Here is a 13,738-nt window from a genome sequence, read left to right as displayed (position 1 = left end):
GTCGCGCTATCACGCGCTCAGAGCTCGATGCGGAAACAAGCGTGCCATCGTGGCACTCGGACACACGCTGCTCAAGACCATCCACGCTGTTCTATCAGCGAAGAAGCCATACCGAGAAGATACTTCGATCACGCGGGAAGACCGCGATATCGAGCGGGCCCAGCATCATCTACGCTGCCTCAAGAAGCTTGGCTACAACACGTTCGCGGTCGAGTAGAGCCGCCTCTTCTCAGAACAATGTCCTTTATCATGCATAATGGGGCGGTATCATTGCGCTAGTGTGATCGGCCTCGGTATTTTTGGACCAGATGAAATGTTAGTCTTCGACCAAAACCTGACCTGAAAGGGAGGATTTTGGATGAGGAAGAAGCGCTTTTCTGTGGAACAGATGATTGGTGTGTTGAAGCAGGGGGAGGTGGGTGTACCTGTTGCGGAGTTGATCCGGAAGGCTGGGATCAGTGAGCAGACCTTCTATCGACGGAAGTCGAAATACGCTGGGTTAGAGGTGGACCAGGTTCGTCAGATGGCACAGCTCCAGGAGGAGAACCTGCGGCTGAAGAAGCTGGTAGCGGAGCTGAGTCTGGACAAGACGATGTTGCAGGATGTGCTCTCAAAAAAATGGTGAAGCCTTCGCGGCGTGGACCGATGGTCGATCGGTTGATGAGCAGCTATGGCGCGAGCGAACGGCATGCCTGCCGTGTTCTGTGCGTCACGCGCGGAACGTATCGCTATCGGAGTTGCCTCGATCCACGAACGGAACTGCGGATGCGTATCCGTGAGATCGCTCAAGCACGAGTGCGCTATGGATACCGCAAGATCCGGGTTCTGTTGAACCGCGAAGGCTGGGATGTTGGTAAGTATCTGGTGTACCTGTTGTGCAAGGAAGAAGGGCTGATGCTGAAGCGTATGAAGCCGGCTGGCAAGCGCAAGGCCGCTCGTCTGCGCGAAGAGAAGGTTAAGCCAACCGCGCCGGATGAGGCATGGAGTATGGACTTCGTGGCGGACCAACTACAGGACGGCACCCGCTTCCGTTCCCTGACCATCGTCGATGTCTATACGCGGGAGGCAGTGGCGATCGAGGTTGGTCAGAGCTTGAAGGGCGACGACGTGGTGCGCACTCTGAACAAGATGAAACTCGACCGTGGCGTCCCCAAGGTGTTGTTCTGTGATAACGGCAGCGAGTTCACCAGTCACGCCATGGACTTGTGGGCCTATCAGAACGGGGCAAAGATCGACTTCTCAAGGCCCGGCAAGCCGACTGACAACGCCTTCGTAGAAAGCTTCAATGGGACCTTCCGCGCCGAGTGCCTGAACACCCACTGGTTCATGAATCTGAAGGAGGCAAAGCATCTGATCGAAGCCTGGAGACGCGAATATAATGNGTCGTCCTCACGCATCTCTCGCGGACAGGACGCCAAGCGAGTTCGCCAGCCAGTACGCGGCTAGCCGCGTACTGGCTGGAACCTAAACCGGTCGAAGACTAACTCTGACCTTGGTATAGAAATGCTGGGCCCTTCATCAATGCGCTACACTAGCGATCCAACTGGTACAAAACATCGAGCAGACCAGAAGCAAGCGGTGCTGAACGCGCTGATTGCTCCGCCATTCTCGCCCACCAAAGTAACCTAATGCTTAACCCAAGGCGCGACGATCACAGATTCATACTCTGCTGCTGCGTCTCACTTCACTGGACCGGTACCGCACCGACGTCAGCCTTCAGAAGACGCTATGGTGCGCACGTGAACTTCCCTTTAGCCGTTTCAAGCCGCCCGTGCTTCTTTATGGCATTCGGTTTCCCGACCGCCTCTTTTCGGACTTTCTGGCCTTTGCCTACCGTTCATGGGCTCGGGCATCAAGCTCGAGCGGGGCATCGGCATAGCCGACAGTGGCGATTTGTCGCAAGTAGATCGGCAGGAACGCCCGAATCGAACCATACCGCTCATATTGATAAACATGCCGACACTCATGAGATAAAATCCGCAGATTCATTGCTTCTTTCACAATGAGAATGCTGTGCCCGAGTGTTAGGCCTGCCGTATGGGGACCAAGCAGATCGGTCTCAATAGCGGCTCTCTTTAGAAAAGAATTATCTGGCATGGGAATTCGATCGACTAGCATCACGCGGATCAGTTCAGGTCTTCGCACGCCTACCTCCCCCGCCATCGATTGATCCGATTCGCCCAGAGGATCGCCTTCTTCAGTCACCCTCCGCGACTGTAGTTCCGCCCACGCGATTGCGCTCGGCAAAAGTTCTGGAAGTGCCACTAGCAAATCAAATTCCATCGTGCCTCTCAAGTCGCGGAGTCGAATCCAAACAGCAGCATATTACAAGCACATTGCCTCGCCAGGCAGTATTTGCGAACAAGTGGGGGCGCTCAGCCGTCCACGTGAGCGTTGATTGCTGACAGGGCGAGAAATCAGTCGAAGAACAGCGGATAAGTTGGAATCGCGCACCCTCGTTTGGGAAGTCCTTCGACGACAGTGCACTGAGTGTTACTTGCCGATGGTGGCGGATACAGCGCCGGCGCGAGTTCAGAGAAGGTGACAGAGGAGGACATTCTGTCACTTCAACTCGTGGGTCATCTGCGGCTCTACCTCCCTGACTAAGGGGGTGATGTCTTCAATCGGGAGCTCCTCAGTGAGCAGGTTAGACGCGTTAGGGGTTGGATACGCTCCAGGACAGAGCCGTTCGTCATAGACGCAAGAAGGTGCAATCAAATTCCCCAGCGAGCGTTCCGGCGGTGCAGGTTGTAAGTGAAGGGGATGAAGCAAAGAGATCGGAAGGACCTGTGGCGGGATTGCGAAAGCCTCGTGCCTATGGTTCGACCCTTATCTGAGTGACAACCCTTTACTTTGAATTAGAGAGAAGAAAAACCATGAACCAGCAGCAGAACGTTCCGCCCACGCCGCCAACCGTAGACTTCAACCCTGAGTTTCGCCGCCTGATTGCTACGTGGGAGCGGGGTGACGACCCATCTCAAACTCCACCGATTCTCCTCGTATGGAACGACGGCGCTCTCGGCACCCTCGCAGAGTTCCGACGCTATCAAGTCGACACCCATCTCTTCCGCCAAAGCGGCAGCGGGGAGATCGAGCAGCACATTTGCCCCGACATCATCGCCGCTGTCGAGTTCGATGACGATCTGAACGATTGGGTCGTCCGAGGGAACGGCGTCGAGACCGGTGTGTTGGGCCTCCCTCATCCAGACGCAAGCGACGATGAAGTTCTCTCTCTCGTCTACACCCGTGACCTAGTCTACAGATCCAAATTAGTCCGAAGGGAAGGTTGTGTGAGTCGAAGGACTAACTGACCAAGTCTCTTTAATCAGCCGTCCGAGCGATCATAAACGTCTCTGACTACCTGGCTGGACGTCGTTTCACACAGTCTAGCCAGGCTCGGGGCCACGCTCAGCGCATGGCCTCGGAATGGACCACTTTTAGAGTGCCTCACTTGAAATCAGGAGAATACCCATAGTGATCGACCCGACCACGCAGCATACCCGCGCCGTATACATCGACCTTGAATGGCTGTGCTGGCACTCCCCGCCTCCTCCCGGCCTTCGGCAGGAGATTATCGAGATAGGAGTAGTCGAGATGGATCTCGTCACCTTGTCGTTGATCAAGGAAGCGTCGTACTTCGTTCGACCCCGGCGGTGGGGACTGAGCGCTGAGTGCGAACAGCTCACCGGTATCACCCGGCAGGATATCCTCTCCGGCAGGCCGTTGCTCGAGGTGCTTATGACGATCGCGGATACGTTTCAATTGGCCGGGATGCCATGTTGCTCATGGGGAAACGACTTCAAGATGCTCGCTGAAGCGTGCCATCACGAGCGGCATCGAAATCCATTTGAGCGCCCAGTTGATCTAGCATGGATGTTCGGCGACCTCTTCCTGACCGAGCTAAACGTAAGCCTGAGAAATGCGGTCCAGATGCTGGGGTTGCCCTTCGATGGCATCGTTCATGGTGCGCTCCCAGATGCAAGAAATGCGGCTCGGGTCCACGCGGAGCTCTTGAGAAGAGTCCGGCCATCTATCCCTCATGCCGCCACAATGCCAAGCGACGCAGTGTCTGAAGTCTCTGACTTTACTAAGAAGCTAGCAGCGAGTCTGAAATAGCCCGCGCGTTGAGATAGTGGTCAACACGGCCAGCCGTGAGAAAGTCTAAACATCGTGAGCCTCAGGAAACGTACACCTTTGTCGAAAGCTCGCAGCCGAGCTCTTACGATCGTCTGCATAGCCGATACCCATGAGCTTCACCGTGAACTCGACGTCCCTTATGGAGACATACTCATTCATGCTGGCGATTTCACGATGATGAGTCGAAGTGCATCCGCCATCGCCCATTTCGACTCCTGGTTGGGTGAGCTTCCACATCCCTTCAAGGTGGTTGTGCCTGGCAATCACGACTACTACCTGGAGGATGCGAGGTTGGCATCCCAGCGTATTACAAACGCCTCAGTACTGATCAACGAAGGCATCGAGATCAAGGGGTTGCGCATATGGGGTTCGCCGACGACATCCCTTTATGGAGGCGCATTCGGAATGAGCCTCACTGCGGATCGAAGGAAGCTCTACGCCTCCATCCCAGCGGATGTCGACGTGCTTGTCACGCATGGGCCACCCTACGGCATCCTCGACGTTCCTCTCGGAGCATCGATCCATACAGGCTGCCAGGAGCTTCTTGAGGCGGTGCGTCAGAAAGAGCCGAGGCTGCATGTTTTCGGCCATGTCCACGGAACTTATGGAATGACGAGCAGCGACAACACTCTCTTCGTAAACGCTGCGTTGTTGGGACTCGATGGGAGTATCGCGCATCCTCCGGTAGTGCTGCAAATCAAGCAGAGCGGTAGGGATGAGCGATGACCTCGACAGATCAACAAAGGAGATGACGCATGTGACGGAGCGCGAAGCCGTCACGGCGGTGCAAGCAGCACTAGTCTGGCGAACCCGACCAACCGATGTGAGCCTGTCACTTGCCGGATTCAAATCGCTGACTACCGTTCGTCGACAAGTCACAACTCTCATAGGGACATCAAGAAGAGACAGCGCACCGCCGCTCGGTGCGCCCTTCGGCGGCAGTGCGCTGGGCTCTACTTGTCAGCGGGGAGCGCCCGCACGACTATCGCAATTTCGGCAAGGAAGATAGAAGCCGCGTCCGGCGTCCTCAGTTTCCGCATTAGCTGCGGCTTGAGCTTCTTGACGAAGGCGAGGATGTCTTCTCTGCTGGGAAGAGGACGTTCCTCAGTGAGGAGCTTTTCCGGCTGGGGTAACTGCGCAGCATCCCATCTCTGAACGTACCGATCGGCAGTCGACTTCGCAATTCCTCGTCCCCGAAGGAACCTGGACCATTGGCCGTCACGACCAGTTCCGACGAGCAGCTTTTTATACTGAGAGAACTGCTCGCCAAGTCTCATCTTGAGACCGTTGAGTTCCGCGCGACCACCGCGAACAGTGGCGGCTTTTTCTTTGTGCTCGGACCAGAGATCGTCGATTGTCTTCAGGAAACCCAACTCTTCGTCGGACAACTCCTGCTGTTTGATGCGAGGAGAGCGAGTTCCAACGGGGGGAAGATTGGCGGATAGACGAGCCATTTTCTTTTGGTACCGTTTCGCTGCTGCCCCTGCATCGGGGACAGGTCTCCGGAGAGACGTTCGCTGAGGATGTTCCTGGCCGATGTCGAGTTTGGCGTTGCCGCTCGTCTTCTCCGACCCAGAAGTGACTGAAGGATGTGTGGGCGTAATCGCATCGGCTCCGCCGTCCTGAGACTGCGCCATGTTGGGCGAGAGAGGGGGTCCTGATTTGGCCTCCACCTGAGGCAAGACCGGTATGATCGCGGATCTCAGACTGGCAGCGTTGGTGGGAAGACTGGTTAGGGTTGCTGTTATGGCTTCGTCAACTATCATCGGGATCTCCTGAATCACGTACTGATGTGGTGCGGGTGTTTCCGAACGTTGATACCTCCTGGTAGCGGTTTCACCCTTTATCTCTGAGGCTTTTTTAAGTACCTCAGGCGTGACACCTCGGCCTCTCAAGGAGACGCGCACGTGCTAACCCGCTCCTCGCCCGCAACGTCGCTGGGGAGGAACATTAGGCCAAGATTCCCTGGTGGAGGCAACAGAAAACGCCGTCAGATTCCCCAAAAGCCGCGTCAGCGGTGCAGCTTATCAGTAGGGCGACAGTTGTTTCCGTGAACTCCCGAGAACCAAGGACACGGCCTCGGGAAGATGGAACGCACCGACGCTAAAACCGCGACGTAACCGAGGAGAAAATTATGGACGGCCCCACATCAAACCCTAAAATCATCGATGCCTTTCTAGCGTCGCTCGCGGCCTTCGCCACGAGAAAGGAACGCTATGGAACGCTCGATTGCGACAGGTGCGTCGACTTCTTCGAGATCGTTCGATCGCTGGCATCACTGAATCATGGCTCCCATCAATGGGCCTACCATATAAGTCCCGCCCTCGACTTCCCCAATGCTGGGAGACGTGCAACACGTTACCTGCTTGTTGCCTACTCAAACCCCGATCCAACCGGAATCCCAAACCATCTCTGCTTCTGTGTTCCACTGTTCTTTCGGAGCCCAAGTCGTCCAGACAAGCCGTCAATCGTGGCCTGTTTCGACATCGAAGCTATTACTCCTCTCTCGCACGGTCTCTATTGGGAGAATGACAGACTTGCAGGCGACTTCCTGGGCGACTTCGATCTGTTCTACGAGCCGCTAGCGAATCTGTTCTGGAACCAGGACTCGAGCAGCGTATCACCGAACACGGAAGTAATTCAGGCTGAGCCGCAGCCTGATCGGATGAGCATTGAAGGCGTCACCTACCAAGAGTCAATCACTGCACTACTCTGGCGGTGGGTGCTCTCGAAAGAGGAGCTCGAGAGAGAGATCGACCCGTACTCGCCGAACTAGGTCAGAACGGGTGGCTCCAGCTTCTGGAGAACGACCCTCAGGTATTCCGGACATTCACTTTGACCAAAGCAATGAGACGCATACGACTGAGATCGCACAGGTCCTCTCAATTTCTCACCTCAAAACTCCCAGACGCCCATTCGTAGGCCTCATTTATCTCCTTCAGTCTTTCCGTCGCAGCCGCATGCAGTTCAGGAGCCATCCCCTCCAGCCGATCAGGATGCCAAAGCACTACCTGGCGGTGATACGCGGCCTTGATTTCCGAATTAGAGCTGTCTGCGGTTATACCTAAGACTTCACGATATCCTTCGTGGAGCTCCTCCTCTAGGTTGGCAATTTGGCTCTTCATCCCTTCAATATGGTCATTGACCAACTCGCGCTTCGTCCTTGAAGCATCTCGGATCTCCTTGATGAGCTCCGCAAGCCGTTCCGAGTCGCCTTCAGCGGCGATGTTCGCAAAATCGATGTACATGTCACGCAGGCTATGCCGGTCGGGATGCTCCATCGCTGCCAATAGTCTCAATACTTGTGCGTCGCCCGAGTCTTCGCTCGTTGAGGTTTTCGCAAAGTTCACGATTAGATACTCGGGCATCGTCGCAATTTCTGAGTCGAAACTGGCCGCACCGAATGCGTGAATCAATTCAACCTGCTTCCAAGAAAGACCTGCTGAATCATCTGCGAGATGGCCCAGGATTTTGACAAGGTCCGTGAGGATGATTTTCGCTGGGCTAACCCTTTCAAGCCCGTCGTCTGAGGCTAGGCGTCCCAGATCCTGAGCGATCCGTAGTCCACATGTATAACTGCTTGCATACTCTGCGAGACGAGCGACTTCAGGCGGGCATGAGGCCCTTAGTTGTCCGCGTCTCCAGGTCCCAACTGAGTTGGCCCACAGACTGTTTACGATTATGACGAAGATCCATATCAACAGAATCCCTAGGAGTATGAGGATGGAATGCTCCCACAGCCAGTCGATCACGGACATCTACACGCTCCCTTTACCGTGGCATTTGGAACAGATACCTGATGCTGAACAGAACGTGCAACTGGTTCTATTACCGATGGGGCCATAGCCTGGATAGCCGGTCTTGCCGGTCCCGGAGCACTGAGGACAACGCCCATTGCCTTTGCACTTGTTGCACATGTTGCGTCCTCTTCCTTGATGATTCGCGTATGCCTGAATTCGAGCTCTCAGCATAACCGGATGCTGAAGGCATGGCAACCGACATCTGTCTTCAGCTCGGCAAGCGCATCAAGTCGTTGCGCAGAGCTCGCGGCTGGAGACAGATTGATCTCGCTGCTCACGCCGAACTCAGCAAAACACATATCTGCGACCTTGAGCTCGGAAGGCGCGAGATTGGATTGAGGGCACTGGAGAGGATCGCCGCTGCGCTCGATACCCAACCCTCGGAGCTGCTGAAGGCCATCAAGCACTGAGAGGATCTGCTATCAGTGCTGTAGCAACATCCGCAGCGAGCTCTTCGCAAGTGACCAACGCTCAGGCGGGATGAGAGTATGGATCGGATCCGCACGCCTCTCCGGTTTCTTTGGTGGAGACGCGTTTGACTACGGCCATCTGGTCTGAGCCTCGACTTTAGAGCAGCGACTGAGGTCTGTTGAATGAGGTTACAGAAAGGCCGTAGCTCCGATCAGCAGTGTCCAAAGCGAATCATCTGCAGCTCATGCTCGTGGCATGCCCTGCGGCCCAACTAGACTGACAATATCGGCAATGATCGAGGGAGACGTGAAGTTGAACATCGTTGGATCAAAGGAAGCAACGCAACACTCCCACTTCTGCGATTACGCTGGGCACACATGGGAATGCGCAGGGACTGCTCAGCGTTCGCTCACAGGCGGATCAGAACCATCGCTCTGTATGTGCCAGGTCCATCAGGTGCCGATGTCAGAGGGAGATCACAGTGAATGCCCCGTCGAGTTACTTGCCTGCCCCGAACATCGGGACGAGCAACTCAAACAGATGGCCGCAGCTAGCAGTAGTCCCACAAGGACCGAGGACACGCTTGCGGGACAGAGCGCAGTGTTCAAAGATGGTGACGGCGAGCCGATCGTTGGGTTCTGTCTTTGGTGCGGCAACGACTTCTACTCCATAGATGAGATGAACACGCATAACGCTGATGGCATGCTGGCTTGCATCGGTTTCCAAGAGATGATGAAGGATGGCGACTCAAACGATCTGCAATCAATCTTCGAGGTGTTGTCGATAACAAGCGTTGAGGGTTGTTAAGATAGACGATCCACGCCGGGAGCTCCATTGGCTGTCCGATCATTGCTCGCGCGACTCTCCTTCCAAGACCTGCTGTCAGCTTTCTTCCGAGACGCCACGGCCACCTAATGAGCGGCTTAGAAGCTCCTCGCGGAGGAGCTTCTTTTTGCCATCGCCTTGCGGGCATCGCGGAGATAGGTTCTCGGTTCGTTAATGTCAGAGATATGGGTGGACGAGCTCAACTTTGCCGGTCAAATGTTTGCCACGATTGGCGCTTCAAATGCAAACGGCCATCTGAGCCCAGCGTCGACGTCCGTTCGAGAACCACAGTCACCGTGACACCTACCTACTCCTCATTAGGGATCGGTCAATGCAGCCGACACCCCCCTGTGCGAAGGGTCAAACACGCAACGAGCCATCGCCTTCTTACCAAGGCTACCAACTCGCCACCTCGCACCCAGCCTCAGTTCCCATGCCGACCACGAGGAGGCGAGTTGACCAACGCTGATCGAGGCATCGGTCGTTAGAAGAGGCCCCCGCACCAGTCGCTGGTCTGCCCAGTCTTCGCTGTCCCCGAGGTTCTTGTCGCCTATGCCGCGACCTGCATGCGCGAGGGCGAAGCATCGCGGATCACGGATGACCTCTCCTTTCGGTTGATTGCAAAGGAGATAGGAGTGGTGTATTGCAGGGCAATTGGGTGGACCGGATTGCCCTGCAATACACCCACAGGGCTGGAAAAGAGACTTACACCGCCGGTTGCGCGATACACGAATCGTCCCTCTTCCGTGTCAGGTGTCAGGGTGATTGGAGACATCCTCTTCTGGAGTTCGTTACGCACGAACTCTGGCTCACCGGATAAGAGATCCAAGAACGACTGGGCATTCTTATCCAGGAAGCTGCGTATCTCTTCCTCGCTGAAGTCGGGTAGCGTCGTCTCGATCATGCCATCCAGCCTCTCGTTGATGCGGTCGATCCGTACCTCCGTTGAATCCAGATCCGCGAGTAGAGATCTTGAATGCCCATTTGCCCTGATCGCCGCCAGGAGGTTGGCCTGTTCGCCTAGCAAGACTCTTCTGGCTTCGACGAGCCCCAATCGTTCTTTCTCCACGGTGGCCTGTTCGAGACTTCGGCGCATCTTGGTCGAGTTGACCTGTTCGAGGAGTTCTCGAACCATCTCGTCGCGAAGACTCGTCGAGGTGAGCTGCACGGTAAGAGCTGACAGGAAGGCAGACTCGAGCAAATCGACCCGGATCGTGGTCTTGTTTGAGCAGGTCAATCGATCACGGTGGGCAACACAGCCATAGCGGGCGGGTTTGTTACTCGTGATGTTCATGCGCCCTTCGCAGACACCACATTTCAGCAAGCCAGAGAAGAGGTAGCGGCGAGCGTTTTCCGTCCGAGTCATACCTCCTTTGCGCTGTACGCCCAAACCCGTTGTGGCGCGTGCGAACTGCTCCTGTACCTGATTCCAGAGTTCGTCTGAGACGATGCGGAGCTCAGGGTGGTCTTGCCTAAGCCACTGAGATTCTGGGACTTTGAAGGTCGTCATCTTCCCGGTTTCTGGATCGCGCTTCTGCTCGGAACGTCCCCATATCGTCGTTCCGCGATACCGTTCGTTACGGAGCATCTCGCGGATTCCAGTCTTCGACCATGAGTGACCTCCGCACTTACGTGGATTCTGGGGAGGATGAATTCCTCGGTCGTTCAGCGCTGCGACGACGTCCCGAAGACTTACTCCCGCTGCATACAAGGTAAAGATCCACCGTACGATGTCGGCTGTTTCGGGATTGATGACCTGGCGTACGCCAACGACGTACGGACGTCCATAATCGCCCTTCCGAGTGAGGTCTTCCTCGGGAACATTGTCGTAACCGTAACATCCTCCGCCCGGGTTGTATCCAGCGAGAAAACGTCCCTCCCTACCGCGCTTAACCTTGAAGGAGAGCGACTTGGAGTACTGTTGGGCCTGCTGAGCCTTATTGTGAAATCCCTCTTCGAACGATCGTTCGCTTGAGTCGAGGCCTTCCTCGACGAAATAGATGAAGATGTTTCGGTGGGTCAGGATATCGACATATAGGAAGCAATCTGCCTTCTTACGGGCGAAGCGGGATACGTCATCCACGATGATGTAATCGAACGGTTTGGCCGCGCTCTTGGCTTCGGCCATCATCGCCTGGAAGCCGGGTCGATTGACAGTCGTCGTGCCTGACTTCTCTTTGTCAATATAAACATGCTGTTCAAGGATGACCCAGCCCTTCTGTTGAGCGAGTCGCCTGACGTTACGAATCTGGTCTTCGATCGAAGACTTATCCTGCTTATTAGAGGAGTATCGAGCGTAGACGGCGCACCGGATCAATCCGGCTGTTGGGTAGGTCGTGCAGTGCTGCGGGAGTTCTTGTGTATGCATGGTTGTGTCGGCTTTAGAGGCCGTCCTCCTTACCACCCGCACCGGTAGCAAGTTTTCGGGAGTTTACTTCCGTCGAGTCTTCACTCTCACCGCGTCGCTCCTGAAGAAAACGGCGTGCCATGATAGGCACCATGCACTCGCGCATGAATGTACGTATGGCTTCTGCATCGCCTTCTGCCTCTGGAATCGAGATCCGAGGTGAGGAGCTGCGGCGGACGACCGTAGGAACGACCTTTGACCGGGTCTCATTCGTCGGTGGTAGTGGAATGAGCGACCTTTGGGAGGGGGTTGCCATAGATCGCTCTATCCGGAACCCTGAAGTTGAAGGTGATTGGTGCGGACGCTCAGAGATGCTTTCCATACTCGCAACCTACCGAGCTGAAATCGCTGGTGGGGAATTCTCTCGCCGAATCGAGAGGTCTCTGCGAGAAGACAAGAGGTCGCGGATCGGAATCGAGGTCATTTCTCAGAGATGCTGCGGCTCGGTCCCGACCATAAGTGATGGTTGTTGTGCTCGAAAATGGCTATAAAAAGCGGAGCTGAACGCCGAACTTAGAAGCAATCGGTAACAGGCGCAGAGTCCGTCGTTCGGCGAGATATACCGAATACAAGCGAACCCGCACGAAGCTAATCGCGGCTAGGCTGCTTGCTCCCTGCGAGGAATTCCTCAAGGTCGATGGGCAGAAAGCGTGCTGTACCGATCAGCTTGCGGCTGTGAAGCGTGCCGTCGGCGACACGGTTTTGGATTGTGCGGATGGATGTGTCAAACAAACTAGCCACGTCAGAGTTGGTGTAGGTCGCCTGCAGTGTGAGTCCCTTGATGCGCAGCATGGACTCCAGTAAGGGGTATTCCGGGGTCATTGGATTGGCCCCCTAACGGCGCTTACCGCGCCATTCTTACGGGATCGTTGAGACGCTAATGGATAGAAATGAACTCGGCCGCGCATGTCGTGGACTCCTAATCGAACCCGTAAAAGGTTAGCTGCAGTTGATACCGACTCGGAGACGTTTCACTACATATTGAGGAAATATATTTTGGGCCCACATTAGAGGAGGCCACGGCCTTTGCATTTGGGCCTGATCGGCGCGATCCCAACAGCAGATGGTGCAATAGCTCCATCGGCTCGGCCACACTAAGCTGCCCGGTTGCCAGGACGTAGCTCATGCCACGCTCCGGCGGTGGTTAGTGGTGCGTGCCTCAATCCAATCCGCGAGATCGCGCGGGTCGAAGAGGTACGCATTACCGGAGCGGATGGCGGGAACACGCCCCGACCGAACCCACTCGCATAGGGTGCCGCGTGTCGTTTGGAGGAGGTTCATAACCTCGACCGAAGTGAGGAAGCTCTGACGAGCCCGTAGTTCTTCGCTGAGACTCATGTCCCGGGTATCCTTTCGCGGATGCGTGAAAAGTCATCCAGAAAGCGATACCTCGGCGGAGCGCTTTCGCCGTATATCCGAGCGATTTATTTTTAGATTTAAGAGGGCGCGGTAAGAAGCTCCTCACTGAGGAGCTTCTGGAGCGCGACGGGGAGAACAGGAGCAGGGTAACCCAGCCTCCGCCCCACATCTGGGGGTCGTTCTTCACCGCATGATCAGAGGAGTAGGAGAATGGACGACCGGCGACAGTTTTCTCCCCGCAGGTCGTCTTAGCAGGAGTCACGGTCCGCAAGGTCGGAAGCGTCAGTTCGTTCCGGGTGCCGCTCCCGTTACTGATCGGAATCGACACGTCCTCAAATCCGACATGGGGGTTTTGCAGAGGCGAAAGTGCGAAAGTCCTCGCCATGCCAAAAAGTAGTGCGAATGCGGCGTTGGTGTATTGAGGTGGGATCGCCGTGGTCATGCCGCACCACCAGCACCAAAGAAAGCGAAGCTCGAGTTGACCTGACCGCGGGTCCGCTCTGATCTCAGGTTTGCCGCCGCAAGATACTGCATTGTGGTCGCCAGGTCTGAATGACCGAGCCAGAGGCGAAGAGTCGAAGTGGGGACGCCTGCATCGTTATGAAGCGTAGCGAATGTCTTCCGGAACTTGTGCAACCCCCACTCCGCGCAGACTGCTGTCGTGGCGCAGCTATGCCCTGTCTTATTGACGCACTCCCCGCAGTTCAGACCGGCGCGAAACGCCAGAGTTTTAAGAGATCGAAGGAAGTGACCATTGGGCTTTCCGGTTGGCCCAGGGAAGACCAGCATCGACGTGCTC

At 55.7% G+C, this 13,738-nt stretch carries 14 protein-coding genes and 1 pseudogene; 8 read left to right on the top strand and 7 right to left on the bottom strand.

Going from position 1 to position 13,738, the window contains the following annotated elements:
- Positions 1-49 precede the first annotated feature (49 nt).
- Positions 50-217, top strand: coding sequence for a hypothetical protein (locus OHL18_RS22235; protein WP_263377080.1), 168 nt, complete (start codon positions 50-52; stop codon positions 215-217).
- Between the two features lie 141 nt (positions 218-358).
- A pseudogene (locus tag OHL18_RS22230) lies at positions 359-1,468 on the top strand (IS3 family transposase).
- A gap of 362 nt (positions 1,469-1,830) precedes the next feature.
- On the opposite strand, the gene OHL18_RS22225 reads toward OHL18_RS22230, so the two are convergent.
- A complete protein-coding gene (locus tag OHL18_RS22225) occupies positions 1,831-2,283 on the bottom strand; it encodes a hypothetical protein (RefSeq protein ID WP_263377079.1) in 453 nt (150 codons plus the stop codon).
- A 593-nt stretch (positions 2,284-2,876) separates the two neighbouring features.
- Here OHL18_RS22225 and OHL18_RS22220 point away from each other — a divergent pair.
- The 3 genes from OHL18_RS22220 to OHL18_RS22210 all read left to right on the top strand — a co-directional run bounded on the left by OHL18_RS22220 (position 2,877) and on the right by OHL18_RS22210 (position 4,863).
- On the top strand, positions 2,877-3,311 hold the full coding sequence (locus OHL18_RS22220) for a hypothetical protein (RefSeq protein ID WP_263377078.1): 435 nt from the start codon (positions 2,877-2,879) through the stop codon (positions 3,309-3,311).
- 163 nt (positions 3,312-3,474) lie between these two features.
- Positions 3,475-4,116, top strand: a complete 642-nt coding sequence (locus tag OHL18_RS22215; RefSeq protein ID WP_263377077.1) for a 3'-5' exonuclease — start codon at positions 3,475-3,477, stop codon at positions 4,114-4,116.
- A gap of 54 nt (positions 4,117-4,170) precedes the next feature.
- Positions 4,171-4,863, top strand: a complete 693-nt coding sequence (locus OHL18_RS22210) for a metallophosphatase domain-containing protein (RefSeq protein ID WP_263377076.1) — start codon at positions 4,171-4,173, stop codon at positions 4,861-4,863.
- A gap of 227 nt (positions 4,864-5,090) precedes the next feature.
- On the opposite strand, the gene OHL18_RS22205 is transcribed toward OHL18_RS22210, so the two are convergent.
- The gene (locus tag OHL18_RS22205; protein WP_263377075.1) at positions 5,091-6,044 is read right to left on the bottom strand and encodes a hypothetical protein; all 954 of its coding nucleotides are present in this window, start codon (positions 6,042-6,044) and stop codon (positions 5,091-5,093) included.
- A gap of 227 nt (positions 6,045-6,271) precedes the next feature.
- Between OHL18_RS22205 and OHL18_RS22200 the strand changes: the two genes are divergently transcribed.
- Positions 6,272-6,913 carry a hypothetical protein gene (locus OHL18_RS22200; protein WP_263377074.1) on the top strand — a complete coding sequence of 214 codons (642 nt, stop codon included), beginning with the start codon at positions 6,272-6,274 and terminating at the stop codon, positions 6,911-6,913.
- A gap of 106 nt (positions 6,914-7,019) precedes the next feature.
- Here OHL18_RS22200 and OHL18_RS22195 read toward each other — a convergent pair whose 3' ends face one another.
- Entirely contained in the window at positions 7,020-7,895 is an 876-nt protein-coding gene (locus OHL18_RS22195; RefSeq protein ID WP_263377073.1) for a J domain-containing protein, read from the bottom strand.
- A gap of 230 nt (positions 7,896-8,125) precedes the next feature.
- Here OHL18_RS22195 and OHL18_RS22190 point away from each other — a divergent pair, with 230 nt between their 5' ends.
- Together OHL18_RS22190 and OHL18_RS22185 are read left to right on the top strand one after the other, a co-directional pair.
- Complete coding sequence (locus tag OHL18_RS22190) at positions 8,126-8,347, top strand: helix-turn-helix domain-containing protein (RefSeq protein WP_263377072.1); 222 nt, start codon at positions 8,126-8,128, stop codon at positions 8,345-8,347.
- 307 nt (positions 8,348-8,654) lie between these two features.
- Positions 8,655-9,155, top strand: coding sequence for a hypothetical protein (locus OHL18_RS22185; protein WP_263377071.1), 501 nt, complete (start codon positions 8,655-8,657; stop codon positions 9,153-9,155).
- A 568-nt stretch (positions 9,156-9,723) separates the two neighbouring features.
- Here the strand turns inward: OHL18_RS22185 and OHL18_RS22180 are convergent.
- The 4 genes from OHL18_RS22180 to OHL18_RS22165 all read right to left on the bottom strand — a co-directional run.
- Positions 9,724-11,541 (bottom strand): recombinase family protein, encoded by a 1,818-nt coding sequence (locus OHL18_RS22180; RefSeq protein WP_263377070.1) that lies wholly within the window; start codon positions 11,539-11,541, stop codon positions 9,724-9,726.
- Positions 11,542-12,168: 627 nt separating this feature from the next.
- Entirely contained in the window at positions 12,169-12,402 is a 234-nt protein-coding gene (locus OHL18_RS22175; RefSeq protein WP_263377069.1) for a helix-turn-helix domain-containing protein, read from the bottom strand.
- 300 nt (positions 12,403-12,702) lie between these two features.
- Positions 12,703-12,918 (bottom strand): helix-turn-helix domain-containing protein, encoded by a 216-nt coding sequence (locus tag OHL18_RS22170; protein ID WP_263377068.1) that lies wholly within the window; start codon positions 12,916-12,918, stop codon positions 12,703-12,705.
- Between the two features lie 459 nt (positions 12,919-13,377).
- Positions 13,378-13,738, bottom strand: a 361-nt coding sequence (locus OHL18_RS22165) for a site-specific integrase (protein WP_263377067.1), incomplete at its 5' end; no start/stop codon positions are given.

The sequence above is a fragment of the Granulicella aggregans genome (assembly GCF_025685565.1).
Classification (GTDB): domain Bacteria; phylum Acidobacteriota; class Terriglobia; order Terriglobales; family Acidobacteriaceae; genus Edaphobacter; species Edaphobacter aggregans_B.
This window is presented reverse-complemented; position numbering and strand designations above follow the sequence as displayed.

Bases quoted from the DNA above. Each gene is read 5' to 3' on its own strand.
- OHL18_RS22225 (WP_263377079.1), bottom strand. From the start codon at position 2,283: ATGGAATTTGATTTGCTAGTGGCACTTCCAGAACTTTTGCCGAGCGCA.
- OHL18_RS22180 (WP_263377070.1), bottom strand. From the start codon at position 11,541: ATGCATACACAAGAACTCCCGCAGCACTGCACGACCTACCCAACAGCC.
- OHL18_RS22195 (WP_263377073.1), bottom strand. From the start codon at position 7,895: ATGTCCGTGATCGACTGGCTGTGGGAGCATTCCATCCTCATACTCCTA.
- OHL18_RS22170 (WP_263377068.1), bottom strand. From the start codon at position 12,918: ATGAGTCTCAGCGAAGAACTACGGGCTCGTCAGAGCTTCCTCACTTCG.
- OHL18_RS22175 (WP_263377069.1), bottom strand. From the start codon at position 12,402: ATGACCCCGGAATACCCCTTACTGGAGTCCATGCTGCGCATCAAGGGA.
- OHL18_RS22190 (WP_263377072.1), top strand. From the start codon at position 8,126: ATGGCAACCGACATCTGTCTTCAGCTCGGCAAGCGCATCAAGTCGTTG.
- OHL18_RS22220 (WP_263377078.1), top strand. From the start codon at position 2,877: ATGAACCAGCAGCAGAACGTTCCGCCCACGCCGCCAACCGTAGACTTC.
- OHL18_RS22200 (WP_263377074.1), top strand. From the start codon at position 6,272: ATGGACGGCCCCACATCAAACCCTAAAATCATCGATGCCTTTCTAGCG.